The organism is Bradyrhizobium sp. I71, assembly GCF_022354745.1.
Classification (GTDB): domain Bacteria; phylum Pseudomonadota; class Alphaproteobacteria; order Rhizobiales; family Xanthobacteraceae; genus Bradyrhizobium; species Bradyrhizobium liaoningense.
Window position 1 is genome coordinate 663,883 of the sequence record NZ_CP059398.1, and the last position, 25,405, is coordinate 689,287.

At 65.0% G+C, this 25,405-nt stretch carries 28 protein-coding genes; 11 read left to right on the forward strand and 17 right to left on the reverse strand.

Translation table 11 applies throughout. The features are described 5' to 3' along the window. The first annotated feature begins 125 nt into the window (after positions 1–125). Complete coding sequence (locus tag FJV43_RS03210) at positions 126–380, forward strand: hypothetical protein (protein ID WP_239624566.1); 255 nt, start codon at positions 126–128, stop codon at positions 378–380. Positions 381–407: 27 nt separating this feature from the next. Here FJV43_RS03210 and FJV43_RS03215 read toward each other — a convergent pair whose 3' ends face one another. The 4 genes from FJV43_RS03215 to FJV43_RS03230 form a co-directional block, all read right to left on the reverse strand. Then, positions 408–650: a DUF6719 family protein gene (locus tag FJV43_RS03215; RefSeq protein ID WP_239624567.1), complete on the reverse strand. Its 243-nt coding sequence runs from the start codon at positions 648–650 to the stop codon at positions 408–410. 244 nt (positions 651–894) lie between these two features. Beyond that, on the reverse strand, positions 895–1,602 hold the full coding sequence (locus FJV43_RS03220; RefSeq protein ID WP_239624569.1) for an outer membrane protein: 708 nt from the start codon (positions 1,600–1,602) through the stop codon (positions 895–897). Positions 1,603–1,887: 285 nt separating this feature from the next. Continuing rightward, a complete protein-coding gene (locus FJV43_RS03225) occupies positions 1,888–2,283 on the reverse strand; it encodes a hypothetical protein (protein WP_239629828.1) in 396 nt (131 codons plus the stop codon). Positions 2,284–2,516: 233 nt separating this feature from the next. Next, positions 2,517–2,924: a hypothetical protein gene (locus tag FJV43_RS03230; protein ID WP_239624570.1), complete on the reverse strand. Its 408-nt coding sequence runs from the start codon at positions 2,922–2,924 to the stop codon at positions 2,517–2,519. Between the two features lie 250 nt (positions 2,925–3,174). Between FJV43_RS03230 and FJV43_RS03235 the strand changes: the two genes are divergently transcribed. After that, positions 3,175–3,717 (forward strand): tetratricopeptide repeat protein, encoded by a 543-nt coding sequence (locus FJV43_RS03235; RefSeq protein ID WP_239624572.1) that lies wholly within the window; start codon positions 3,175–3,177, stop codon positions 3,715–3,717. Positions 3,718–3,824: 107 nt separating this feature from the next. After that, the gene (locus FJV43_RS03240) at positions 3,825–5,210 is read left to right on the forward strand and encodes a serine hydrolase domain-containing protein (protein ID WP_239624573.1); all 1,386 of its coding nucleotides are present in this window, start codon (positions 3,825–3,827) and stop codon (positions 5,208–5,210) included. On the opposite strand, the gene FJV43_RS03245 is transcribed toward FJV43_RS03240, so the two are convergent. Continuing rightward, positions 5,200–6,768, reverse strand: coding sequence for a peptidase S10 (locus FJV43_RS03245; RefSeq protein ID WP_239624575.1), 1,569 nt, complete (start codon positions 6,766–6,768; stop codon positions 5,200–5,202). The two genes, FJV43_RS03240 and FJV43_RS03245, sit on opposite strands and share 11 nt — an antisense overlap. Positions 6,769–7,005: 237 nt before the next feature. On the opposite strand from FJV43_RS03245, the gene FJV43_RS03250 reads away from it, so the two are divergent. The 3 genes from FJV43_RS03250 to FJV43_RS03260 all read left to right on the forward strand — a co-directional run bounded on the left by FJV43_RS03250 (position 7,006) and on the right by FJV43_RS03260 (position 9,038). Further along, positions 7,006–7,785: an NAD kinase gene (locus FJV43_RS03250; RefSeq protein WP_028180047.1), complete on the forward strand. Its 780-nt coding sequence runs from the start codon at positions 7,006–7,008 to the stop codon at positions 7,783–7,785. Between the two features lie 100 nt (positions 7,786–7,885). Next, on the forward strand, positions 7,886–8,431 hold the full coding sequence (locus tag FJV43_RS03255) for a response regulator (protein ID WP_008549760.1): 546 nt from the start codon (positions 7,886–7,888) through the stop codon (positions 8,429–8,431). A gap of 28 nt (positions 8,432–8,459) precedes the next feature. Continuing rightward, positions 8,460–9,038, forward strand: coding sequence for an Hpt domain-containing protein (locus FJV43_RS03260; RefSeq protein WP_239624576.1), 579 nt, complete (start codon positions 8,460–8,462; stop codon positions 9,036–9,038). Positions 9,039–9,227: 189 nt separating this feature from the next. On the opposite strand, the gene FJV43_RS03265 is transcribed toward FJV43_RS03260, so the two are convergent. The 4 genes from FJV43_RS03265 to folE all read right to left on the reverse strand — a co-directional run bounded on the left by FJV43_RS03265 (position 9,228) and on the right by folE (position 13,034). Further along, positions 9,228–10,403 carry a DUF2336 domain-containing protein gene (locus tag FJV43_RS03265; protein ID WP_239624578.1) on the reverse strand — a complete coding sequence of 392 codons (1,176 nt, stop codon included), beginning with the start codon at positions 10,401–10,403 and terminating at the stop codon, positions 9,228–9,230. A gap of 285 nt (positions 10,404–10,688) precedes the next feature. Beyond that, a complete protein-coding gene (locus FJV43_RS03270) occupies positions 10,689–11,750 on the reverse strand; it encodes a lytic transglycosylase domain-containing protein (RefSeq protein WP_239624580.1) in 1,062 nt (353 codons plus the stop codon). A gap of 140 nt (positions 11,751–11,890) precedes the next feature. Continuing rightward, a complete protein-coding gene (gene hisI, locus FJV43_RS03275; RefSeq protein ID WP_239624581.1) occupies positions 11,891–12,313 on the reverse strand; it encodes a phosphoribosyl-AMP cyclohydrolase in 423 nt (140 codons plus the stop codon). Positions 12,314–12,341: 28 nt separating this feature from the next. After that, a complete protein-coding gene (gene folE / locus FJV43_RS03280; RefSeq protein ID WP_197967643.1) occupies positions 12,342–13,034 on the reverse strand; it encodes a GTP cyclohydrolase I FolE in 693 nt (230 codons plus the stop codon). Positions 13,035–13,287: 253 nt separating this feature from the next. Here folE and FJV43_RS03285 point away from each other — a divergent pair, with 253 nt between their 5' ends. Continuing rightward, positions 13,288–13,743, forward strand: coding sequence for an iron-sulfur cluster assembly scaffold protein (locus FJV43_RS03285; RefSeq protein ID WP_024340718.1), 456 nt, complete (start codon positions 13,288–13,290; stop codon positions 13,741–13,743). A gap of 115 nt (positions 13,744–13,858) precedes the next feature. Here FJV43_RS03285 and FJV43_RS03290 read toward each other — a convergent pair whose 3' ends face one another. Then, positions 13,859–14,758 carry a hypothetical protein gene (locus FJV43_RS03290; protein WP_239624583.1) on the reverse strand — a complete coding sequence of 300 codons (900 nt, stop codon included), beginning with the start codon at positions 14,756–14,758 and terminating at the stop codon, positions 13,859–13,861. Between the two features lie 230 nt (positions 14,759–14,988). Between FJV43_RS03290 and yidD the strand changes: the two genes are divergently transcribed. Both yidD and FJV43_RS03300 read left to right on the forward strand, forming a co-directional pair. Next, positions 14,989–15,327 carry a membrane protein insertion efficiency factor YidD gene (gene yidD, locus FJV43_RS03295; RefSeq protein WP_239624585.1) on the forward strand — a complete coding sequence of 113 codons (339 nt, stop codon included), beginning with the start codon at positions 14,989–14,991 and terminating at the stop codon, positions 15,325–15,327. A gap of 91 nt (positions 15,328–15,418) precedes the next feature. Further along, positions 15,419–15,625, forward strand: coding sequence for a hypothetical protein (locus FJV43_RS03300; RefSeq protein ID WP_239624586.1), 207 nt, complete (start codon positions 15,419–15,421; stop codon positions 15,623–15,625). 1 nt (position 15,626) lies between these two features. Here the strand turns inward: FJV43_RS03300 and FJV43_RS03305 are convergent, their stop codons facing one another. Genes FJV43_RS03305 through FJV43_RS03315 form a run of 3 tightly spaced genes read right to left on the reverse strand, consistent with a single transcriptional unit; the run spans position 15,627 to position 18,465 of the window. Further along, entirely contained in the window at positions 15,627–16,583 is a 957-nt protein-coding gene (locus FJV43_RS03305) for a PDR/VanB family oxidoreductase (RefSeq protein WP_239624588.1), read from the reverse strand. Beyond that, complete coding sequence (locus FJV43_RS03310; protein ID WP_061880570.1) at positions 16,580–17,101, reverse strand: MOSC domain-containing protein; 522 nt, start codon at positions 17,099–17,101, stop codon at positions 16,580–16,582. The genes FJV43_RS03305 and FJV43_RS03310 overlap by 4 nt, the downstream gene beginning before the upstream one ends. Before the next feature lie 50 nt (positions 17,102–17,151). After that, a complete protein-coding gene (locus FJV43_RS03315) occupies positions 17,152–18,465 on the reverse strand; it encodes an MFS transporter (RefSeq protein ID WP_239624589.1) in 1,314 nt (437 codons plus the stop codon). A 355-nt stretch (positions 18,466–18,820) separates the two neighbouring features. Here FJV43_RS03315 and FJV43_RS03320 point away from each other — a divergent pair, with 355 nt between their 5' ends. Continuing rightward, positions 18,821–19,378, forward strand: coding sequence for a cupin domain-containing protein (locus FJV43_RS03320; protein ID WP_239624591.1), 558 nt, complete (start codon positions 18,821–18,823; stop codon positions 19,376–19,378). A gap of 20 nt (positions 19,379–19,398) precedes the next feature. Here the strand turns inward: FJV43_RS03320 and FJV43_RS03325 are convergent, their stop codons facing one another. Then, positions 19,399–20,613 carry a hypothetical protein gene (locus FJV43_RS03325; RefSeq protein ID WP_239624592.1) on the reverse strand — a complete coding sequence of 405 codons (1,215 nt, stop codon included), beginning with the start codon at positions 20,611–20,613 and terminating at the stop codon, positions 19,399–19,401. A gap of 2 nt (positions 20,614–20,615) precedes the next feature. Continuing rightward, on the reverse strand, positions 20,616–21,983 hold the full coding sequence (locus FJV43_RS03330; protein ID WP_239624594.1) for an amino acid permease: 1,368 nt from the start codon (positions 21,981–21,983) through the stop codon (positions 20,616–20,618). A gap of 325 nt (positions 21,984–22,308) precedes the next feature. Between FJV43_RS03330 and FJV43_RS03335 the strand changes: the two genes are divergently transcribed. Then, the gene (locus FJV43_RS03335) at positions 22,309–23,646 is read left to right on the forward strand and encodes an alpha/beta hydrolase (RefSeq protein WP_239624596.1); all 1,338 of its coding nucleotides are present in this window, start codon (positions 22,309–22,311) and stop codon (positions 23,644–23,646) included. A 48-nt stretch (positions 23,647–23,694) separates the two neighbouring features. Here the strand turns inward: FJV43_RS03335 and FJV43_RS03340 are convergent, their stop codons facing one another. Continuing rightward, positions 23,695–24,072: a hypothetical protein gene (locus FJV43_RS03340; protein ID WP_239624597.1), complete on the reverse strand. Its 378-nt coding sequence runs from the start codon at positions 24,070–24,072 to the stop codon at positions 23,695–23,697. 90 nt (positions 24,073–24,162) lie between these two features. Further along, a complete protein-coding gene (locus FJV43_RS03345; protein ID WP_239624599.1) occupies positions 24,163–25,338 on the reverse strand; it encodes an MFS transporter in 1,176 nt (391 codons plus the stop codon). Positions 25,339–25,405: the final 67 nt, after the last annotated feature.

Genomic DNA, 25,405 nt, shown 5'->3' on the forward strand with positions numbered 1-25,405 from the left:
TCCGGGATTCAGGACTCGTTAAGGACTCAAGGCCGGCGGCGGCCGATCACGGCCCCGTGATCTGGCGGCGGGCCGGAACCCCTGACCGGGCAAGCTCGTTAATCGGGTTTCTTGGAGCGGGAAGAATGCCCTACGCCCTGTTCTGCAACGATGCCCAGATCAGCAAGGCCTATCCGAGCGAGTCGGACGTCTGGAAGCTCGCGCAGCGAAGCGGTCTCGTCGTGGACGTGGTTACGGACGACGAGCGGCCGGGACCGCGCCGGGTGCTCGACAACGGCTACGAGATCGCCCCGTGCCAGGCAGCACAGGGCGAAGACCCCGCCAAGAACAAGGCTGAGGCCGACCAGCAGGCAAGGATGGAGCTTGAGCTGAATTCCTGAGTTCCGGCACGAAACCGGAGCGGGGGCTCAGGGCGTCGCGGCCGCCAGCGAAGCCTGCTCGCCCGGCATGGCCACGCAGGCCTTGCGGCGATGTAACCCACGGATGGCGCCAGTGACCTTCATCACCTTGCCCGACGGACAGGAAGCGTCCTTGACGAAGGCCACCTCATAAGGTGCCAGCATCAGAGGCTCGGATTTGAGGATTGTCTGTGCAGAGCACGGCAGGAAGGAGAAGCTTGAGAGCACCACTGCCGACACCAAGATACGCATGTCCGTCGTCCCACCAGCCCGATAATTGTCATATAACGCGTTCCGGAGCGCGAGTTCCGTAGATCGCAAAAATTATTTTTGCTTTACCCCGGCCCCATGACGCGCGTGAGAAGGCGCGCCAGCCACCATTTGCAAGCAAATGACGCGCCAGATGGTTCACGCAAAGCAAACAACCGGCTGACAAACCGGCAAAACAAAGGCCGGCGGAGCCGGCCTTTGTCGGGTCTTCAATCGCCGCTGGCAGTTAGTAGCGGGAGCCTGCCGGACCGCCCCAGCCGAAGCGGTAGTTCACCCCGACCTTGACGGTATGTTCGTCCTCCCGGCCGCGAGCGCCGACGATGTCGGCCGGGCCGGAGGTAAAGGTGGTACTGCCGAAATTGTAGTACTGGTACTCGGCCTTGGCCGACCAGCTCGGCGCGAACATGTATTCGAGGCCGGCGCCAACGGTATAGCCGTCCTTGTTGTTGCCGGTGGTGGTGAAGGCCTGCGGCACCCCGGCGACGTTCACGCCGAGGCCATTATTACGCCAGGCATAGCCACCCTTGGCGTATAGCAGCGTCGGTCCCCAGGTGTAGCCGATGCGACCGGTCACAGACCCGATCTGATCGGTGTTGGAGGTCACCTGCGTGCCCAGCGGGAAGGTGGCACCGTTGTTGTTGGTCGGCAGCCAGGAATACTGAGCTTCGATACCCACCACCCAGTTGGGCGCGAACTGGTAGTCGAAGCCGCCCTGCACGCCGCCCATGAAGCGAGCGTCGCTGGATTGGAAGCTGCTGTCGCCGGCAAACGCGCCGCCGACATGGCCGCCGATGTAGAAACCGGTCCAGTTGTAAATGACCTGCGGCGGCGTATAGGCCGGAGCCTTCGCGTAGGTGCGCGGCTGAATGTCCGCGGCGGCGGCCGGCGCGGCCAGCGCAAGCACAGCGGCTGCACCCAGCAAAATCGATCTCATGATCATCCCCGTTCTTTCATAACGACACTCAGGAAACAACGTGGCGTGAATTGGGTTGCTTCGCGGCGATGCCGGAACGTTGATCGTTCGTCACTGTGACGGGGTGGCAACAACGCGATTTTGTTCCGTCACACCACCTTGAGCTAACTGTTTTTGTCGCGTGCACAAGGCTTGGCGCAACGATTTGTCTCAAGAGGAAATCACCCCGTTCAAAGCTCGCCGAAATGTGATCCAGCGGCTCCGGCTGCGTCTGTCTAACAACAGGCGATGAAGGCGGGCTTTGCGCTACCGCGTCATCTTTTCCAGATCCGGAAAGGGTGCGTAAACCGCACTGGCGCACAGATCGCTGGTCCGGTCGACCACGCGGTCCGCCCGGCCGTTGACGAAGATCACGGCCCGTTCGCGCATGGCCTTGTAGCTGCCATCGGTCTCGCGCGGGGTGAAGTGCAGGCAGCTCACATAGAACTGCCGGCCGCCGACTTCGCGCTGCACCGGTTCGGCCATGCTGGCGTCGCGCACGCCGACCGGATTGTTGAGATAGGTCCGCATCAGGGCCAGCGTGTCGCTCCGGAAATTGTCGGGAAACGGCTGCGGCCCGCCGGCCTGGGTCCCGCCCATCAGCGTTGGACGGTCACCGTCGCTGCCGAAACAGGCCGCAAGCGCCAAGGGCAATGCCAATATCACCGCACATCTCGCCAACCGCCCCACAGGCCCCGCTCTCCGCTCGATCAGATCAGGGAGACGTTCTAGCCCCAAGCCTGCACGAAGGGAATTCGCTTGCCGCGGCGCAAGCAGCGCACCGGCCCGCCGCCGGCACCTCGGGCTTTCGCACGAGACTGGGCGAACGGACCGGGCCTGAAGTCCGCGCGCGGCGGCGGGGCAATGCCAGGGATGCCGCCGCGCGGGATCAGCCGTCAGTTGCGCTGGTCTGATGCCGCCGGCTTGGTCACGTCCGGCTGCGCCTTCTGCGACTCCTTGGCCGTGACCTGCTTGTGATGATGGCGATCCTTGCGCACGGTCTTGTGCTCGCGGGTGGTGACCGCGGCGTTTGCATTCATCGCCTTCGACTTGGCATCGACCTTGGCATCCACCTTGGCGTCGGTGGCCTTGCCGTCCGTAGGCTTGAGATCAGCCTTGAGATCAGCCTTGGCGTCGGCCTTGACGCCGGCGTCCGGTTTCGCGGCGGTGGTGGACGCCTTGGTCTGGCTCTGGTCCGCCTTGATCACAGGGGCGGTCGTGGTGGTCTTGCCGGCCTCGGCGGCGAAGGCCGGGGCTGCGATCACGGAAGCTGCGAGCAAGGCTGCGGAAATGGTCTTCAGCATGATGGTCTCCTCTTGGAAGGATCTCGAGGCGGCGCCCTCTCGCCTACCCTTCGATCGTAGGTCGGAACCTAGAGGCGACGCACTGAACCCAGTCTGAAGCCCCTAGCAGGCTTCCGTTCATCTCGATGACAAGTTTGTCATCTGCAGCTGGGCGAACAGATCGTGCGAAGCGGGAATGTTTCCGCCAGACGGGTGTTTCGGTCTTCAGGCAATCGTGTAGGATCGCCACGTTCCATACGGGAGAATTTAGATGCGCAAACTCTCAATGCTTGTCGTGCCGGGACTGGTCGCCATGTCGCTGGCGGCCGCACCGGTGCTGTCCAGCGCCTATGCCGCGGGCGGCGACTCCCCTTCGCCGCCGCCGAGCTCGGACTCATCGACCAAGAAGGGCAAGAAGAAGAGCTCTTCCGTCAGCGATCCCAAGTTCCTCGCCGCCTATCGCACCGCCTACACCGCGATCTACGACAACCACGACTACACCGGCGCGATCGGCCAGCTGAAGTCGCTCAAGCGCGACGACGTCGCCGACGTCGCCAATCTGATCGGCTACTCCTATCGCAAGCTCGGCGACTACCAGTCGTCGAAGGTCTATTACGAGCTGGCGCTGAAGGACGATCCGAACCACGTCCGCACCTGGCAGTATTACGGCCTCTGGCAGCTCGAACAGGGCAACCGCGAACAGGCGCAGTATCATCTGAACAAGATCGCCTCGCTTGCCGGCACCGACAGCTCGGAGTATCGCTCGCTTGCCGCAGCGCTCGACAAGCCGACCGGCGCGACGCTGGTCTACTGAGACATCGCATCCTTGAACGAAGTCGACGGGCACAACCTTTCGGGTTGTGCCCGTTCCGCTTTCTCGGCTAGCCTCCGCCACCAATCTTCCCTGCAGATTGGTGTGCAATGGACACGTGGCTGCGATCCGCGATCGACTACATCGGCTCCTGGATCGAATTTCAACTGACGACAATCCAGCAGCCCGGCGTCATCGTCGCATTCGCCCATCGCGGCGAGGTCGTCGCCGAGCATGCGTTCGGCCTCGCCAATCTCGATACCGGCGAGAAGCTCACCCCACGCCACCGCTTCCGCATCGCCTCGCACTCCAAGAGCTTCACCTCGGCCGGAATCATGAAGCTGCGCGAACAGCGCAAGATCCGGCTCGACGATCCCGTGGGTGATTATGTCGGCGGCCTGCACCCGCGCGTCGCCGAGACGACGATCGCGCAAGTGCTGTCGCACAGCGCGGGATTGACGCGCGACGGCGCCGATTCCGGCCAGTTCATCGACAGCCGCCCCTATCTCGACACGAAAGAGTTGCTCGCCGAATTGACGCTGCCGACCGCAATCGAACCCGGCACCCGCTTCAAATATTCCAATCACGGCTTTGGGCTGATCGGCCTCGTGATCGAAGCGGTGACCGGGGAGCCCTACCCGGTCTGGATCAAGCGCGAGATCATCGAACCTGCGGGCTTGCGCGAAACCGAGCCGAATGCACCGCTTGCCAGGGGCACGCCGTTCGCGTGCGGTCATACGCGCATCGTCCCGCTGGGCGAACGCTGCGTGATCCCCGGCAACAATCCCGCACATGCGATGGCATCCGCCGCAGGCTTCGTCGCCACCGCCGCCGACACCGCCCGCTTCTTCGCGCAGCTCGCACCCAACGCGAAGAAGAGCGTGCTGTCGGTCGCGAGCCGCCGCGAAATGACGCGACACCATTGGCGCATCCCGCAGAGCTTCGAGACCTACTACGGCTTGGGCGTCAATGCCGGCAAGACCGACGGCTGGGACTGGTTCGGCCATGGCGGCGGTTTCCAGGGCTACATCTCCCGAACCTGCTCCATTCCCGCTTGCGAGCTCGCGATCAGCATCCTCAGCAACTCCATCGACGGCGCGGCCCCGTTCTGGATGGACGGCGCGATGCAGATCCTGCGCACCTTCAAGACTCGCGGCGCACCCGACCGCCGCGTGCGCGACTGGACCGGCCGATGGTGGACGATCTGGGGCGCGACCGATCTCGTCCCCGCGGGCAACCGTGTGCTCGTCGCCAATCCGCAGTTCAGCAATCCCTTCATGGATGCCGCCGAGATCGAAGTCACCGGCCGCGACAGCGGCAAGCTGGCCTGGGCGGCCGGCTATTCGAGCCATGGCGAGCCGGTGCGCCGGATCCGTGACAAGCGCGGCAAGATCAGCGACATCTGGATCGCCGGCGCGAACGTGAAGCCGGAGCGCGTCGTGGCGAAGGAAATCGCCCGCCGATATCCGCCGCGCAAACGAAGGCCTACTCCCTGATCAATCGCTCGACCTCGCTGCGGAACGCCTGCCGTGATCCGTCGCGTGAGTAGAACATGTGGCCGCCGGGATAGACGACGAACTTCACGCGTTGCGTCACGAAGGCCGGCAGCTGGTCGAGCACCCGCTTCGTTCCGAAATAGGGCGTGGCGAGGTCGAACAGCCCGTGCCCGACCAGGACGTTCAGCTTCGCATCTGTGGCGAGGATCTGGCGCAGCTCGGAGACCGATTGCGGCGGGTTGATGCCGCGGCCGAAGTCCCAGTGGCCTTCCACGGCGCCGTTCAGGACTTCGTAGGAGCCGTCGGGCCGCCAGTTGAGCTTGCGCGTCAGCACGTCGACCGCTGCGCTCGTCAGCGGCGCCTGCAGCGAATCGCCGGAGGGATCGCCGAAGCGCGAGCTGCTGGAATCCGGATAGGGATCGAAGCCACGCACGGAGGCGTCGTAGCGTCCCGTCACCTTGCCGTTCTTGCGGTCGAACTCGCGGCGGAATTCACCGACGTCGAAGCGGCCGGCCAGCCTGCGGCTCACCGCCTGGTCGATGCCGGTGAGTTCGGCGACCTTGTCGGCCAGGCGATTGGTGGCTTCCTTGTCCGCCTCGCCCTTGACGAGGTCGGCCAGGAACTCGCCGCGCGCGTAAGCCTCGACGTCGGCGAGGTCGGCGCGCTTGACCGGTCCCTTGGCCTCGCGCGCCACCGCGACATAGCTCGGCAGCGTCGCGACATATTGCAGAAGGCTGGTGCCGGTGAACTCGCGAAAATCCAGCAACGGCGACACCATGATGAGTCCCCTGACGCCGACACCGTGTTGAAGCTGCAACTGGCGCACGACCTTCGGGCCGCGAATGCCGCCATAGCTTTCGCCGGCGACGTATTTCGGCGAGGTCAGCCGATCATGTTTCTCCAGCCAGCGGCGGATCACGAGCGCGATCGAATTGGCGTCACCGTCGACGGAGTAGAAGGATTTTCGCGCGTCCTCGCTGCTGGCGACAAATCGGCTGTAGCCGGTGCTGACGGGATCGATGAAGACGAGATCGGTGAAGTCGAGCCAGGTCTCCGCGTTCGGCTTCACCTCGGGCGAGGCCGAGGGCGACAAGGCTTCGCCATCGAGCGGCAGCCGCCATGGCCCGGCCGCGCCGAACTGAAGCCACGCCGAGGACGCGCCGGGGCCGCCATTGAACAGGAACGTCACGGGGCGCGTGGCGCGGTCGGCACCATCGAGTTGATAGGACGTGTAGGCGATGTCGGCCAGCGGCTCGCCCTTGCCGTCGAACACGCGGATCGAGCCGGCCGTCGCGGCGAAATTGAGGGTTCGGCCGGGCAGATCGAGCGTCTGCTTCGTGGTCGAATCCGGCGGGAGACGGTGCAGCTCGGCCGCCGATGGCGACGCCTGCGACGCGTTCTGCGGACCACCGCCGCGACTGCCCTTCTGCCCGGACGGGGCAGTTGTCTCCGGGGGCGGCTTCGGCGGATCGTCCGCGCGCGCAACTCCAGCAAGCGCGAAAGCCGAGACCGCCAGCATCAGGACCGTTCGACGGAGCGCCGGCAAATTCGTGACCATGATCGTTCTCCCTGCCCGGCCGTGACAGCCGGTGAGGACAGAAAGGTTAGCCCGGAATTGCGACGCTTTGGGGAATCCCTGGTCTGGCGGGCCTGAACAGGCCGCAGAGGGTCAAATCACCCGGAGCGACAGTCTCCGTCAGCTTTGGAGGGCGGTCCTCCTCGACAATGCAGGCCCACCTCGTATAGACGAGCCCGGCGGAACTTACTCGAGCCAGCGGCACCTGCCCGGGAAGCCATGACAAAGCCCTCGCGATACGACCGGATCGCCTTCGTCGCCAGCCCGAGCAGCGAGGCGCAGGCCGCCTTCGGCCAGCTCACCAGGGACTATGGCAATTGCGACCCGAAGGATGCCGACATCGTCGTCGCGCTCGGCGGCGACGGGTTGATGCTCCAGACGCTGCACCAGAACATGCACACGGGAAAGCCGATCTACGGCATGCACCGCGGCACGGTCGGCTTCCTGATGAACGAGTACTCGACGCACGATCTGCGGGCGCGGCTCGAGGCCGCGCATGAATCCGAGATCAACCCGCTCCTGATGCGCGCGACCGACATGCACGACCGGGTGCATCTGCACCACGCCATCAACGAGGTCGCCCTGTTCCGGCAGACCTACCAGGCCGCGCGCCTGAGGATCCTGATCGACGAGCGCGAGCGCATGTCCGAGCTGATCGCCGACGGCATCATGGTGGCGACACCGGCGGGCTCCACCGCCTATAATCTCTCCGCCCAGGGACCGATCCTGCCGATCAACGCCGCGCTGCTGGCACTGACACCGATCAGCGCCTTCCGCCCGCGCCGCTGGCGCGGCGCGCTGCTGCCCAACACGGCCTATGTCGTGATCGAGGTGCTGGAGGGCGAGAAGCGTCCCGTCGCGGCGGTCGCCGACCACGACGAGGTCCGCGACGTCCGCCGCGTCGAGGTGCTCTCAGACAGGACCATCTCGATGCGGATGCTGTTCGATCCCGGCCACAGCCTCGAAGAGCGTATCCTGCGCGAGCAGTTCGGCTACTGAACCGTCCGCCCCGCAACGCCTCCGGAGCCCCGATCGCAACCCTTCGTTAACTCCCGGCACGATATGGTTAACGAAGGTTGACCGCTTTGGCCCGGGCGTCATGTTTCGCATCGACTTCAACAAGCTTCGCTTCCTCGTCTGCGACGACAATCCGCACATGCGCCGCATCCTGCGGACGCTGCTGCATTCCTTCGGCGCGCGCGAGGTCTATGAAGCCGAGGACGGCGCCACGGCCCTCGAAATGTACAGCCATTACGTGCCCGACATCGTCATCACCGACTGGGCCATGCCGATCTTCGACGGGCTCGAGCTTGCGCAGATGATCCGGCAGCCCGAATCGAAGGGCAACCCCTACGCACCGATCATCATGCTGACCGGCCATTCCGAGAAGCGTCGCGTCACGGTCGCGCGCGATGCCGGCGTCACCGAATTCCTGGCCAAGCCGATCTCGGCCAAGGGCCTCTATCAGCGCATCCTCAACGTGGTCGCCAATCCCCGCCCCTTCATCAAGACCAAGACCTATTTCGGGCCGGACCGGCGCCGCAACACCAACTCCGCCTATATGGGCCCCGAGCGCCGCGTCGGCGAAAAGCACGAGGTGCTGCAGCAGCCCTCGCTGCTCGACAAGGCCCGCTCCTCCATCTAGCGCAACGTCTTCAGGCGAGGCAGGTATCATGGCGAAGAACAGCGCAAAGGACATCGAGGTCAAGGCCTTCGCCACGCACCACGTCATCACTCAGCCCAACCCGCTGCGCAAGGTCCTGCGCCGCGTCGAAGAACAGGACATGGACGATCCGGTCGGCCGCGCCGAACAAGCGCTCGCGAGCCTCTCCGGCGAGTTCAAGGACTGGATGGCAATCGAGGTCCAGAGACTGTCCACCGCCTGGGCCGCCGTGCAGAAGGACGGCTTCACGAAGAAGCTGCGCGACGAGCTGTTCCACGCCGCACACGACATCAAGGGCGATGCGGCGACGTTCGGCTTTCCTTCGGCAGCGGGAATCGCCGAGAGCCTGTGCCGCGTCATCGAGCACGCGCCTGATCTCGAAAAGGTGCCGGCCGAGCTGTTCACGCACCACATCAATGCCATTCTCGCCATCGTGCACGAGAACACCAGGCTCGACAGCCTCAGCGTCTCCGCCGAGCTCAGCCGCCGCCTGCGCAAGGTCGCCGACGACTATCTCGCCAACGTCAACCGCGACCGCCCAGAGCATCTCGAGGTCATCCTGGCCCCGAGCATCGCGCCGGTGGAGTAAGGTCCAGCTCTCTCCTCGTCATCGCGCGCAGCACTTGCGACGAAGCAATGACGGAATGTGAGGCTGCTTCATCCACACGGGCAGTATCGTAGGGTGGCAAAGCGAAGCGTGCCCAGCAATCGATTTTGAGCTGCGCGGATAGATGGTGGGCACGGCGCTTCGCGCCTTTGCCCACCCTGCGGCATCTCGTTACGCCGCGATCAGGTCGTCGTACAGCGGATCGATTGCATCGTCCGCGACGAGCTCGTCGCAGAACAGCCGCGCCTCTTCCCGTGCCGATTCCGTGGCAAAACGGCGCAGCAGGACCATCAGCGGCTCGGTGACGCCCCGGTCGCTCTCGCAGTGGGTGAGCACGCGCTCGACCATGCGCCGGCGCAGCCGCGCCGCGCCGTCGTCGCTATCGACAAAGCCTTGCTCGTGGCAGGCATCGAGCGCGACCTGGAACGCCGCGAACGTCGCCTCCGGAAGCCCGGCGCGACGGAGCAGCGCGTGCAGGCTATTGCCGCCGCGATCGTGCAGCAGCGCGGAGACACGCGCCAGCGGCAGATCGGCGAGTTCGGCGAGGGCCGCGTCGAACAAATCGAGATTGCCCGAGAGCAGTGCACGCAGGATCAGCCCCGCGGTCAGCTGGCCGGTGATGCGCAAATGCCTGACCAGGCCTTGCATGTCCTCACCGCGCGAGCGCGCCGCGATGTTCATGGTGGAGCGGTCACGTGCCTCGATCGTGATGCGGTCCGCGCGGTCGGCGCTGAGCCAGTTCCGCGCCACGACGAATTGCGCCAGCGTCTGCGAGAGCTTTGCCACCAGCGCCGCGCGCGTTGCGGCCGGCAGATCCTCCAGCACCAGCATCGCCTCGCGGATCGCGGCGAGATGGCCGTGGCGCTCGACGATGCGGTCCCAGGAGAACGGGGCGAGTTCGGCGTGGGGATTCTCGATCAGCTCCAATGCGGCAGCTGCGCAGCCGACTTCGGCGATCGCGGCGCACACCGATACCGGCAACGCGATGCGGCGGGCCACCGCGCATTGCACGTCTTCGTCGCCGGTCGCGACGATGTCGACGAGGTCGGCGTCGATCAGCAGCGGGGAATGTTCGAGCACCGGCAGCGCGACGGTCGGCTGATCCGTCGACAGCGCCCGCACGATTGCGGCCGGCGCCTCGGCGCTGCGGGCAAAGGCCTCGGCCATCGCCTGCCGCACCAGGGGCGAGGGATCGTCGAGCAGCATCAGAAGCGCGCCTTCGGCGGCGATGCGGTCGTCTGCAGAAAGGTCTGAGATCAGCCAGGCCCGCGCCAGCGCCCGTGTCGCCTCGGCCCGCTCGCCTGCGGGCGCCGTCCTGATCCAATTAATGAACTGCCGAACAATCATCCTGCTTCCGGCTTACACAAACAAACGAAAAGAGTGACGGCTCGTCACCTGCAACACAAAATAAACCATGACGCTTAACAAAGCGTTCACCATAACTGACTGGTTTTATTGACGTTTTGTTAATGGAACAAAAGCACTACCCACACGTGCGCCGACAGCAACGCACGCCTTCGGCGAATGCGCCGAGGAGTCGGGCCCGCCTTCGGGAGAGGGGCACGCAGCATGGGTCCCGGCCCAGCGCAGCAGCGTTTCACGCTGCAGCGCGTCCGGGACACGAGACGGCGACTAACTCGAGAACGTGCCGCTACGATCGCTGAAGAGATCGAGCGGCTGCGGCGGCCGCAGGTCCGGCGTCGCCGACGCGACCGAGGTGAGCGAGGCGTTGTTGCCCCATAGTTTCTGCACCGTGGTCGAGACCGGCTGCGTGGCATCGCCGGGCTGATAGATCGAACGAAACACCGGCGTGCCCGCCGCATTGTCCGCGAGCGTCGTCGGCGAGGTCGCACTGACGGGCGTCGCGGCGCGTGTGTTCGGGAAGGTCTGAAGATAGACGGCATTGTCGATCACCGGCGCCCTCGGCTGCACGCCGATCGCACTCGCGACCTCGGTGGTCGACGGCGTGTCGCCATACATCGCCATCGCGCTGCGCGTCACTTTCGAATTGGCCGCACTGGCGTAGCGCGCGTCGAGCACCGAATAGACTTCGGAGACACTGCGGGCGCGGCCGTCTTTGGCGTAAAAGATCGAGCGATTGGCGGACGCCGCGTTGGGAAACAGCCGCGCACCGACCGCCTGCGGATTGTCCTCGGCATTGGCGATCAGCCTGGCCGCGCCGCCGACACCCATGAAATGCGCCATATAGAGCTCGCTGTCGGACGGCCTGCGGCCGAGCAGGCCGGTGAGCTTGAAGCTGTTCGACTGCGTCAGTGCCGCCGCCATGCTGGAGGCGGCTTCGGGGTCGTCGCGCAGCTTCATGATCGACCGCTTCATCACGGGATCATCGACGGTGTAGGTACCGGCCGAGGTTCTGGTGATGGCGTCGGCGTAGCTGCCATAGCCGAGCTGGGTGCCGGCTTCCTTCACCGTGCCAAGCCAGGTCTGGTCGATGAACTGGTAGAGTCCGTGCGCGGACGAGGTGGTGGCCCCCGCCGTCGGATCGAAATCCGATTCCATCTTGGCGGTGGTCAGCATGTACTGGAAGCTGACGCCGGAGATATTCGAGGCCTGCTTGATCGCACCGGCGACACGCGCGCGCGACGGATCGAGTCCGACCGTCTGCGTGGCACTGGAATTGTCGATCGACATGATGAAGTGCCCGCCCCGCGCGGCATTGAGCGACGCCGGCAATTCGGCGCCCGTCGTCTCACCGTGGGACAGGCATGGTTAATGCGGGGTTAATTGGCTTTCCGCGTCATTCCGGGGTGTCACGCAGCGATGAACCCGGAATCTTCCGGGTCGGCTCTTCGAGCCGCCCGAAATGGCGAGGGTTACTTCTTATAGACCTCGCTCGGATCGAACAGCCGCTCCGTATCGGCGAAGACGAGCCTGGCGCCGCCGCCCTCCGCTTCGACCTTGCGATAGAAGCAGGACCGGCGCCCGGTATGGCAGGCCGCGCCGACCTGCTCGACCCGGATCCAGACCGCGTCCTGGTCGCAATCGGTGCGCATCTCGACCACGCGCTGGGTCTGACCTGAGGTCTCACCTTTTCGCCACAAGGCATTGCGCGAGCGGCTGAAATACCAGGCATCGCCGGTCGCGATCGTCTTGCGCAGCGCCTCCTCGTTCATGTGCGCGACCATGAGCACATCGCCGGTGGCGACGTCGGTCGCGACGCAGGTCACGAGCCCGCTCGCATCGAACCTGGGCAGGAAGGCGAGACCTTCTTCGATCTCATGGGAGTGAGCGGACACAGGACCCTCGCGAGTTTACTTTGCGAGGTCAGCGCGTCGTGCCTCGCACCAGGGACAGGAAACGGGCCTGCTCCGCCGGATTGTCGCGGAACATGCCGGTGAAGCGGCTGGTGAAGGTGGAGGCACCATGCTTGGCGACGCCACGCACCGACATGCAGGTATGCTCGGCCTCGATCAGCACCGCGACGCCGCGCGGCTTGAGGATCTCATCGATGGCCGCTGCGATCTGCGCCGTCAGGTGCTCCTGGGTCTGGAGCCTGCGGGCGAAGATGTCGGTCAGGCGCGCAAGCTTGGACAGGCCGACGACACGTTCCACCGGCGTATAGGCGATGTGCGCCTTGCCGTAGAACGGCATCATGTGGTGCTCGCACTGCGAGGTGAATTCGATGTCGCGCACCAGGACGAAGTCGTCATAGCCGGCGGTCTCGCCAAAGGTTCGGTCGAGCACCTCGGCCGGGCACTGGTGGTAGCCCTGATAGAGCTCGTCGAAAGCTTCGACGACCCGGCGCGGCGTGTCGAGCAGGCCCTCGCGCTCGGTGTTCTCGCCGATATAGGCGAGCAATGTCTTCACCGCGGCTTCCGCCTCGGCGCGTGCCGGGCGCGGCTGGTCAGCGCGAACGGCGGCAGCAAGGAATTCTGCAGGATCAAGCTCGGCCGGGCGGCTCTCGGGCTGCCGGTCGGCGGGCTTGTTGGGGCGGATGGATTTGATTGCAGCGTCCATATCGACTCCGTTCGACGGCCTTGCGGCCGGAGTGTCACCGGCAGACGGGGCGGCGAAGCCGCCGGACGCCTGAACAGAACAAGTTTCGGCGGAAAGTCCTGAGGCGATAACGCCGGCAGCGCATATCTGGATCACCGCCACCGCACCGCTGGACTGTTTTTCCACCAGTTCCGTCTCTATATAGGACCGTGGGCGGCGCCCGCCAAGGCCGATCCGGCCCGGAAGTGGCTGTGGACGTGTTGGACTCCATCACATGCTGAACGACATCTACAACAAGCGGATCATCGAACTGGCCGGGAATATTCCGCGCCTCGGGCGGCTGTCGGACCCCGACGCCTCCGCCACTGCCCACTCCAAACTGTGCGGATCGACCGTGAAGGTCGACCTCAAGATGAATGGCGATACCGTCACCGACTTCGCGCATGACGTGAAGGCGTGTGCCTTGGGCCAAGCCTCTTCATCCATCATGGCAAGTCACGTGGTCGGCTCGACTGCGAGCGAACTCCGTGAGTTACGCGAAACCGTTCGCAAGATGCTGAAGGAGAACGGTGCGCCTCCCGAAGGCAAATGGGAAGAAATCAAGTTCCTCGAGCCGGTCCGCGACTACAAGGCGCGCCATGCCTCGACGCTTCTGACCTTCGATGCCGTGGTCGATGCCATCGGCCAGATCGAAGCCAAGGCCAAGCAGCCGGCCGCTGCGCAGGGCTGATCCCAAGCCGATGTCATTCCGGACCGCCCAAAGGCGAGCCCGGAAATCATGCGCTACAACATCTGGATTCAGCGTTCGTTGCTTCGCGACGCCTCGGAACGACCGTGCGGGGAGCTTACTTCTGCGTGGCCGCAGCCGGCGTGGCCACGCCACCCGTCGGCACCAGGGCTTCCGCCGTCTTGGTCGATTTGGCAGGCTGCGCCTGCTCCGGTTCCGCGCCGAACCTGGCCTGCGTCTTCGGTGCCAGCTCCGCCATGGCCGGCGCTGAAATATCCACATGCGGGAGCACATCTGCCACGAGATCGGTCGTGACCAGATTGGTGAGCTTGAGCTCGCCGGGATCGAGCTCGTGCAGGTCTTCCCAGGGCGGAACACTGAGCGCAAGCGACAGCAAGTCGCCGGCGCCGCCCATGTCGAACGTGTACTTGGCGAGTCGGCCGATGTCGCGCTCCACGATCATCAGATCCTGCGCGCTGTAGCTCGCCGCCTTGGCATCGTCAGCCCGGTCGCCCATCCAGATCTGGTGGACCCGGACATGGGCGGCTTCCGGCACGTAGCGCTTCTTGCCGGCGAGCAGCAGGAACACGCACATGGATTCGCAATAGGCCTCCGGCGCGACCGCCGGGCGGGTCGACGGCCCGCCGCGGAGGCTGACGCCGACCGTGGTCAAAAGCCCGAGATTGCGGAAGCGCCGGCCGAGGGTGATCGCGTCATTGACGGACCCGCCGCTCGAATCGAGCACGACGGTCGCGCCCCCGAGCTGGCGCCCGCGCGAAAACTCTTCGAATTCCCTTGGCGTATCGGCGGTGATGATGCCGACCGCGCTGACCCAGCCACGGCAGTTCGGCTCGCAGGCGACCCAGCTGAACTTCATCGGCAGCTTGCGCTCTTCGAGGGTATTGCCTGCCCGGGCCGACGACCCGAAAGTCGCGACGGCGCCAGCCAGCGCAACGCCACAGACGGCGGTTCCCACCAGCAACCAGCCGCGAAGATTGAGCGACGTCAGACGTTTCAAACTGGTCCCTTCCCCAAGCCCCAAGGCGATTCAGGCAAGCCCCGTTTTGCGCGTTCAATGAGTCTACACATGAACGTCACAAAAATGGTATCCGGGGGAATACAGCTCGTCCAGAGATACTTGCTGCACTGCTCCCAAAAAGCACGCAAAATAGGGCGTGCAAACAACAGCTTACGGTTCCCTGCGCCGGAACCGGGCAACCCCTGGCTTAAGGTCGCAGCAAAGCGCACATGAAGCATTCAGCCTGCGAGCATTGTTCCAGCCCTGTCGACGGTGCGCTCCGGCTGCCCCGCAGATTTGGGCGTGCGCTGATCTGGCTGTATCGGCATACGCTGTCGCCCCTGGTCGGTTACAACTGCCGGCACTTGCCGACATGCTCCGTCTACGGCGATGAGGCAATCGAACGGTTCGGGCTCTGGGCCGGCGGCTGGATGACGCTCGCGCGCCTGCTCCGCTGCAATCCCTTCGGCACGTCCGGCATCGACAACGTGCCCCTCGCCGCGCCGCAAGGCGCACGCTGGTATCTGCCCTGGCGCTACGGCCGCTGGCGCGGGGTCAATGCACCCTGATGGAGGCTGCGGTGCTGGTGCATCGCCGCCCTGGCCGGAACCGGCACTTTCCGCTCGCGTTGTTTCGATGCTCCCACGGGAGGAAACAACAATGCGCTGGAAAATCAGCCCTCATTTTCACTACCGGCATGGTCCGAATTTCGCTCACAGAGGACACGATCCCAGAACCATCGACCTGCTCGCCGTCATCGCGCTGCTCGCGCTCGTCCTCGGCTCAGGTTGGTATCTGGCGAGGAGCTTCGCGACACAGCCAAGCACGACGACGTTCATCGTGCCGAGCCAGAGCGTGCATTGGTAGCTCAGAGATCCAGCACCAGCCGCTCGGCATCCGAGCCCGCCACGCAAACCATGAGATAGCGTTCGCGTTCATACGGCGACAGGATGCGGTCGCGGTGAACCGGCTTGCCTTCGATCCATCCGACCTTGCAGGCGCCGCAGATGCCGCCGCAGCAGGATGTCGCGATGTCGATGCCTCCCTCCTGTAATGCGGCCAGCATGGTCTGGCCGGCCCGCACCTCGATCTCGGCGCCCGAGCGCGCCAGTGACAGTGTGAACGGCTTGGCGTCGGGATCGATGACCGGTGGCGGTGCGATGAACCGCTCGATATGGACGCTCGCAGCGGGCCACGCTGCAGTCACCCGCTCGAAATCGTGGGTCATGCTTTCCGGGCCGCAGCAGGCGACCATCGTCTCAGATCCGCCCTCTCCGACGAGCGCTGCGAGATCGGGACGCCCGCTCCGGGACGTCCGATGCACGATGATGCGCCCCTCTTCGACCAGCGAGCCGAGATGCGTGGCGAGCGGCACCTCCTCACGCACGATCAGATGCAGCGTGAAGTCGGCTTGCTTCGTTCGTTCGAGATGCCGCGCCATGGACAGGAACGGCGTCACGCCGATGCCGCCAGCCAGGAACACGTAGCGCGCGATGCGCGCTTGGGGCTCAAGTCCGCCGCGTGGCAGCGACACGCCGATGACATCGCCGATGCCGATTTCGTCGTGCAGCGCCCGCGAACCGCCGCGTCCATCCGCTTCGCGCTTCACCGCGATGACATAGCGCTTGTTGTCCGCGGGCTCGTTGCACAGCGAATAGGTGCGGACCAGCCCGTTCGGCAGATGCAGATCGATATGCGCGCCGGGTTTGAACGGCGGCAGTTCCCACCGGTCGGGATCTGCCAGCGTGAACAGTTTGATGCCTGCCCCCGCCTCCTCGATGCCGGTGACGACCGTCTTGACCGTCGTGATCGGTCGCGCGCTCATGCCGCATTCCGCACGGTATCGCCGACCCTGACGACGCCGCCTTGCAGGATCTTGCAGTTGAGGCCGGAGCGATTGATCAGGGGATCGAAGATCGCCTTGCCGGTGATCTCCTCGATATGCCGGCACGGCACCGACAGCCGCGTCGCTTCCAGCAGGGTCTCGCCCAGCCAGAAGCGGCGGCCGACGAGATGATTCAGCGGCACGCCCTCGACCGTGACGTTACGCCGATGCTCTTCCGGGCCCAGCTCGATCCCGGCGTCGCGCTTCAGCGCAACCAGCGTCTCGAGTTCGAACAGGGTGACCTGCCGGCCCTCTTCCGGCTTGTGCGAATAAAACCCCTCTTCCTTGCCGATCATGTAGCGGTCGCCCTCGATTCCTTTCCCGGCGACGAGGGTGATGGTCTCGGCTGCGCGCATCGGCAGGAATGCGCGCGGGGTGAGATGGAGGAAGCGCACCACGCCGGTCCAGCCGAGCTGTGCTGCGCCCTGCGCCGCACCGGCGCTGATCGTATCAAGCATGACAAATCCTTTTGAGAAGCCGTGGCGCCGCCGGCAGCGGCGCCGCGGGATCAGGTCAGTTCCTTGTTCGCCATCTCCGGCGCGAACGTGGTCGCGATCGCGGTGATGGCGGCGCAGGCGACGAGCAGCAGCGAGACCGGCCAGGTTGCGCCGCCGCTCCAGGCCATCAGAGAGGCCGCAATCAGCGGCGTCAACCCGCCGCTCAGGGCCGCACCGACCTGGAACCCGAGCGAAGCACCGCTGTAACGCAGCCGCGCGGTGAACAGCTCGGAGTACCAGGGCGCGCCGATACCGAACATGACCATCTGACCGAAGGTGATCGCGACCACGATGGTGCAGACAACGATCGTCGGATCGCGGGTATCGAGCAGCCAGAACAGCGGGAAGGCGAACAGCGCCGAGAAAAGACAGCTCGCATAGAACATCGTCTTGCGGCCGACCAGGTCGGACAGCCAGCCAAACAGCGGGATAGCGAGCAGCGCGACCAGCGATGCGGCGAACGCCCCGTTCAGCACCACCGCGCGCGGCAGGCCGAGATTGGCGGTGGCATAGGACATCACAAACACGCCGCCGATGCTGGCATAGGCGATCTCGGAGATCTTCAGACCGACCGCGGTGAAGAACGGCCGGCGGTGGTGCCTGAAGATCTCGAGCAGTGGCAGGCTTGCGACTTCCTTCTTGGCCTGGACCTGACGGAAGGCGGCGGTCTCTTCCATGTTGAGGCGGATGTAGAGACCGACGGCGACCAGGAGGATCGAGATCAGGAAGGGGATGCGCCAGCCGTAAGTCATGAAGTCGCTTTCCGGCAGGCTCGCCACCAGCGCGAACATGCCGATCGCGGCGAGATTGCCGATGGGGTTGCCGACCTGCACCATGCTGCCGAGCAGGCCGCGGCGATGCGTCGGGCAGTTCTCGACCACCATCAGCACGGCGCCGCCCCATTCGCCGCCGAGGCCGATACCCTGGAGAAAGCGCAATCCGATCAGCAGCACCGGCGCGGCAATGCCGATCTGCTGGTAGGTCGGAAGCAGGCCGATCAGGAAGGTGCCGATGCCCATCACCATGATCGTGATCGCGAGCATCGCCTTGCGGCCGACCCGGTCGCCGTAATGGCCAAAGATCGCAGCTCCGAGCGGCCGCGCCAGAAATCCGACGGCGTAAGTGCCGAAGGCCGCGATGGTGGCGAGCGCGGGGTTGCCGGCGGCGAAGAAGACCTTGTTGAACACCAGCGCGGTCGCCGTGCCATAGATGAGGAAGTCGTACCATTCGACCGCGGTGCCGATCACGCTCGACCACACGATCCGTCGCAAGCTCGCCGCCTCGTCCGGCGCTACGTTCAGGGTTACGTCGTCTGCTACGGTCATCGATCTCTCCAAAAGGTACCGGCGCCTGGGAAAAGCAGTTGGCTCGGTCGCGGTGCCCATCGGCAGCCGCGACGGTAAAATCGATCATGTTTACTATTGGAAATCAACGCCGCGGAACGCGGCAAATGCCGACGATCGCGGCAATGCGGACGATTTGCACCAAAATTCAGCGAATATCGGCGTTATACCAATTCACCTGCTCATAATATCCGCGCCCTTGCTCGAAATTTCTGCTCAGGAGTTTTCTAGTGGAATACGCTTGCCGGCGACCGGCGCAGGGCCTTGCCGGCCGCCGGGCTGGCAGTCCGGCGGCTTCTGTTGCAAAACAGGCTTCAGCAGTTCGGGAGACTCATGCGTGCTTGACGTCAGCAAAGCGACAGCGGTCGGGGCCAACATCCGCCAGGCGCGGATCGCCAAGGGCCTGACGCTGGACCAGCTTGCGAGGCAAAGCGACCTCACCCGCGGCTACATCTCGCTGGTCGAGCGCAACCTCAAGATCCCCTCCCTCGCAGCCCTGCTGCGGATGGCCGCAGCGCTCGAGGTCAATGTCGCGAATTTCTTCGACCCGAACGCCGAGCCGGCACCGCGCTACACGCTGTTCCGCCGCCAGGACGGCAGTGTGCCGCTGTTCCAGGACACGTTTGGCGTGGTCCCGCTGGCGACCGGTCGCACCCGCAAGATGATGGAGCCTTTTCTGCTGAGCCCGCCGCACAAGGCAGCCACGCGCGCCTCGCATGCGGGCGAGGAGCTGCTGTTCGTCATCAACGGAAGGATCGCGATCAAGCTCGATGGCGAAGAGCTCGTCCTCGGCAGGGGAGATTGCCTGTATTTTTCAGGCGAGACGCCGCATGAGGTCAGGAGCCTCGGCCGGCAGAAGGCCGAAGTGCTGGTCGTCGTGGCCCAGGCGTCTTGACGCCCAGCCTCGGCAATAGCCTACCGGAACCAGAAGAAACGGCCCTGTGACGGCGGAATCGACTCCGGCGGCCGCAGCCGCTTCGGGCGCGGAGGCCTTGGCGGCGGCTCGGTAGCCGAAGTGGTCTCCGCAGTCGGCGCAGCCTCGCTGCCCGGCACCTTCACCGACAGCAGCAAATTCGATTCGCGCATCCGCCAGCGATAGCCGACGCCGAAATCGATCGGCTGGGCGCGCGTGAACAGTTCGGCATAGCGCTCCTGGTAACGGCCGGGGAATTCGTCGATGGGACCGAGATAGCGGCCGAAAGGGAAGAACCGCCATTGCCGCGCGTTGTAGTTCGCGAGCGGAATGCCGGAATCGTCCTGGATGATGGTGGCACTGTTGGCAAGCAGCCAGTCGCGCACGACGGAGAAATTGCCGGAGTGCAACAGATAGGACGCACTCTTGAGCAGGCTGTTGCCAGGCCCGAGCGTCTCGCAGAACTTCAGGAAGCCCGCGGCGCGCGCACCGGAATTGGATAGATCGGTCGAGAAATAATACAGCGTGCGCGCTTCCCCATCGCTGCCGGCGAAGGTGATGCGGACGCCGCGCGTCGCGTTTCGTCCCGGATTGTCGTCGCCGACATGCACCCCGCCCTTGTCGTCGAGCGCGATCATCTCGACATTGCGGATGGTCTTGCCGGAGCGCGCGAGGAAGACATAGAGGATCGGCAAGGTGCCGTTGACCTGGTTGGCGCGCAGGTCGACCTTCATCTGCTTGGTGATGAAGAAGGAGAAGCTCAGGATCGAGCCGAGCGAACGCTCGACATTGTAGAGCGCGGCGGCGACCGAACCACGCGGCAGCCGCGTCAGGTCGGGCACGGCGCCGACCGGCTCCAGCGCGCCGAGCACATACGTGCTGGCCTTGGAATAGAAGGCATCGGCGTAGAGGAAATCCGGGCCGCTGAACATGTAGAACATGGTCGGCCGGGGCGCGGCGAGATTGGCGTCGGCCCAGCTGCGGATATTGGAGAGCTGCCGCTGTTCGAGCTGGGCGAAGGCGCCGTCGAAGAACTTTGCATGGCGCTGCCAGCCCGGATCCTTGGTGAGCGGCACCAGCGGCGAGTCCGCCGAAGGCTGCATGCCCGCAAGGAAGCGCGCGGTGTCGTCGAAGCTGGCGTCGGCAGCATGCGCGGACGAGACGACCGCAGCCAGCAGGGCAAGAGCGAGCGCCGCAATTCGCATGGGTCGAAACATCTCTATTCGCGGTGTGATGAGTTGCCGGCGGCAGCCGGCCGCCTGCGGAACACAGCATAGATCAACAGGCCCGCGAGCATGACGAGCATTCCCGAGAGCGACTGCACCGGCCGCTCGGTCAAGAGGTAGTACATCATGAAAGCGGTCACGAGCAGGAAAACGAGCGGCGTGAACGGGTATCCCCAGGCGCGATAGGGCCGCGGCAGGTCGGGATCGGTGATGCGCAGCTTGATGACGCCGGCGACCGTGAAGAACGAGCAGAACAACAGCGCGAACTGGATGAAGTCGAGCACCGCCTCGAAGCTGCGCGTGAACAACAGCAGGTTGGCGATGGCGAGCTGGAACAGGACGGCATAGGCCGGCGCACCGCTCGCCGATCGCCTCGAAAACACGCGCAGGGCCGGAATGTCCTCCCCCATCGTCATCATCACGCGCGGCCCGATCCACATCATCGCGCTGATCGAGGAGATCAGGCCGACGCAAATCATGGCGCCGACGATCCGGCCGCCGAGGCTGCCGAAGATGGCGCTGCCGGCGACGCTGGCGACGTCGAGCTGGCCGGCAAGCGCACTCACCGGCGTGGTGTAGAGAAACACCGCGTTCAGCGCGACATACAGCACGAGCACGATCAGCGTGCCCACAAGCAGCGCGCGCGGCAGGCTCTGCTGCGGCGTTTTCATCTCGCCGATGATGTAGGTCGCGGCATTCCAGCCCGAGAAGGAATACATCACGAAGACGAGGCCGATCGCGAACGGCGCGCTGACGATGTGGGCGAGATCGCCCGGCTGCGGCGTGAAGGCGATCGGCTGCTGCGCGCCGACGACAAAGCCGGCGACCAGGAAGGCGATGATCAGGACGACCTTCAGGATGGTCGAGATCAGCTGGAAGGTCGAGGAGTGCCGGACTCCGGTCAGTTGCACGAGCGAGACCAGCCACACCACGCCGATGGCAAGCGGGATCGGCGGCAGATCCGGGACAACCGATTTGGCGTATTCGCCGAACGCCATCGCCGCGAGCGCAACCGGCGCCGCGAAGCCGACCGTGGCCGACACCCAGCCGGCGAGAAAGCCGAAGGCCGGATGATAGGTGCGGCCGAGGAAATTGTACTCACCGCTCGAGCGCGGAAACATCGCGCCCAACTCGCTGTACGCGAACACCCCGCACAACGCGACGATGCCGCCGACGGTCCAGAGCAGCAGGATCGAGAAGCCGGACGGGATGTCCTTGACCTGGAAGCCGAGGCTGGTGAAGACACCGACCCCGATCATGTCGGCCACGACGATGGCGGTTGCGACCGGAACGGAGACCCCGGCCCCGCTCCCGGTCAGCCGGCCCATCCAGGCTGCGGTTCCCGCATCTGATGCCGTCATCGGGGTCCTTAACTTCAGGCGTCTCGCCTCGTGGGCCATCGTGCAGCTTGGCCCAGTCAATTCAAGCAGGGTTAACAAGGGTTAAATGAGGCAACGGTAGCGGGTACCAAAACACCGACCAACCACGCTTTTGGACAATGACGCCTGGATTGCCCCGAAATTCCCCGTTCGCGCTCCCCACAATCAGGACACGATTGCATGGTCCTTTTGAGCGTTCCGGATGTGGGGAAGTTCTCCGGACGCTTAACGTCGCCTAAAGCCAGTCGGCTCAATTGTCTGAAAGCATGCCGACGGACTTGATGTCGTGACTTGGGGTCATGGGTGGATGTTCGGGGCCGTTCCGAGACTGAGAGCTGACTGTCGTGCCGATCGGACAACGTCCGATGCGGGCAGGCGTGCGCTCCGGGGCGGCCTGATCTCGGCCTTGGTGCCGCTGTCGCTGACGCTGGTTCAATGCGGCAAGGCGCCCGATCCAGCGGCGCTGGCAACGAGCTCGCAGGCGAATGTCCAGGTCGTCGCCAAAACCAGTTCGCAAACCTCCAACCCACGCGTGGCAAGCGGCGACACGTTCGAGGACCGCTTCCCCGCCCCGCAGTTCAAGGAGCGCTTTCCCTCGGCGAGCGAAAGCTTCCTGCAACGGCAGATGGCGGACTTCTCGCCCAGGCGCGCCGTTCAGCAACAACCGCCGGAGCAAGCGCCTTACAAGGTGGCTTCGCTCGAGCCGCAGGTCCCCTACAAGCGCCCGCCGCGCGACGACCTGACGACACTCGTCAGCATGAAGTCGTCGGCCTTCCCCTATTTCGGCAACAACCCCGCCTCCGATGCGCCCTTCCTCAACATTTCCAAGGGCGACCGCCGCGGCCACCGCAGCTATTCCGGTCGCGTGTTCTGGCAGGACGAGACCTACAGCGACAGCCGGGTGCTGGTGCACGTGCCCGAGCATTTCGACGTGCACAAGCCCGGTGTGATCGTGGTGTTCTTCCACGGCAATGGCGCGACGCTCGAGCGCGACGTGCGCGACCGTCAGCTGGTGCCCAAGCAGATCAGCGATTCCGGCGCCAATGCCGTGCTCCTTGCACCGCAAATGGCCGTCGATGCCGCCGATTCCAGCGCCGGCAAGTTCTGGCAACCGGGCGGGTTCAAGCGCTTCATGGCGGAATCGGCCGACCATCTCGCCCGCCTCAGCGGCGATCCGAACAGTGCGCGCGCCTTCGCCAACATGCCGATCGTGATCGTCGGCTACAGCGGCGGCTTCCTGCCGACGGCCTGGAGCCTGGAGGTCGGCGGCATCAGCGACCGTGTCCGCGGCGTGGTGCTGCTCGACGCCATCTACGGCGAACTCGACAAGTTCGCCTCCTGGATCGAGAGCCACCGTTCCGGCTTCTTCGTCAGCTCCTACACCCGCTACACGGCGCGGCGCGACCGTGAGCTGATGAGCATGCTGCGGCAGAAGGGCATCAGCGTCGCCGAGGACATGGACGGGCCGCTCCGTCCCGGCAGCGTGGTGTTCGTGGAGACCGGCGACGGCATCACACATCGCGATTACGTGACCCGCGCCTGGACGCGGGATCCGCTCAAGGACGTGCTGGTGAAGATGTCCGCAACGCCGTCGCTCGCGCTCACGCGCGTCGCCTCGACCAATCCATCCGCATCGAGCCGCTAGGCCCAATTGCTCAGCTCGATCAGCGACTGAGCCCTGACCTGGCGAATATCAGTTCTTGGGCAGCTTCGGAATGCTCTCGGCAAAGCCGTTGAAGCAGGCCAGCCGCTCGTCCTCTTCCTTGAAGAACCGGCAATCGGCGTAGCCCTTGGCCTTCGCCGGCTTCGGCTTCGGCGCCGGCGGGATCACGGCGTCGTAGCAGTTGAGGCGATCCTTGGTGCCGTCGTCGATCTCGAGGCAGGCCTGGAGCCGGACGGCAATCGACTGCGGCTTGCCCTTCGCTGCCGCGGCGGGATTGGCCGCTGCCTCTTTGGTTCCCTTCGGCTTGACCTGCACCAGCGGCTTGTCCCCGACCATCGGTGGCTTCTCGGTTTGCGCAAATGCGGAAGCTGAATAGAGCACCGCGGCAACCGCCAGAATCATCCTCATCTCAGTCAACTCTCTTTGGTCCCCATGACCGGCCTTCTAACGCTCTCCCGCGAGGTTTGCCAAGCACCTTGCGCACAGGAAAGACGGCGTTCAGGCGGTTGTGGCAGCCGCCGGCCGTGGCCGGGTCAGCACCAACAGGATCAGCGACAGCACGACGAACCCGACCGCGATGAAGCCGAGCGTGTGCAAGAGCTCGCGGGCAAACAGCAGCCCACCGACGGCGGAGCCGACCGCCTGGCCGATATAGAGGACCGAGCTATTGAGCGCGACTGTCGCCGAGGCCAGCGGCGGCGCAGCCGCGACCAACCGCACCTGCTGCATCGAATTGGTCGAGGCAAAGCCGAGTCCCCAGATCGCAACCGCGCCCGCCATCAAGACGAGCGAGCCGGCGCCGAGCGCCCAGCCGGTCATCCCGGCAAACAGCAGGCAGGTGAACAGCAACGAGGTGCGATAGGGCCCCGAGGTGTCGACGATGCGGGTCGCGATGACAACGCCAAGGAAGCCGCAGATGCCGTAAAGCGCGAACACCATGCCGATCGCATCGGCACCCGCGCCGGTGAGCCTGTTGAGCAGCGGGCCCATATAGGTGAACACCACGAACTGCCCCGACATCTGCAACATCGTGATCGCAAGCAGCAGCAGGATCGTCCTGCTCCGGCCGACCGCGGCCCATGTCTTCAGATCTACCGGTGCGCCCTTCAGGCCCGCCGGAAGGCGCAGCAGCAACAGCAGCAGGCTGATGCAGCCGAGCGCGCCGATCCCGCCATAGGCCGAGCGCCAGCCATAGCGGCTGGCGATGAAGGTGATCAGCGGCAGGCCGACGGCGGCCGCCAAAGACCAGCCAAGGAAAATGTATGCTATGGTGCTGCCGCGCCGTTCGGCCGGCACGATCAGCGCTGCCGTGCCGGCGGCCTGCGGCGTGTAGAGCGCGCCGACCGCGAGCATCACGAGGCGAATGACGAGGAGGCTGGCGTAGTCGGGCGCAAAGGCCGAAGCGAGATTGCCGAAGGCGAGCACCGCAAGCGTCGTTGCGAGCAGCGTCCGCCGTTCGATGCGGCTGGTGAGCCAGGCCGTCAGCGGCGAGCCGATGCACAGCGTGACCGCACCGAACGTGATCAGGAGCCCGGCCGCATGGATGCTGACCTGAAGTCCCGTCGCCAATTCCGGCAGCATGCCCGCCGGCGCCAGCACCGAGCAGCCGGTGACGAGATTGCCGAGCATCAAGGCGGTTGGCGCGAAACGGCCGGCGGCGGGGGCTTTTTCCATGCAAGTGCATGTAGAGCAGGCTTGCGGCCAGTTGAAGGGCGCTGCTCGAGATAGTTGGTGCAATGTC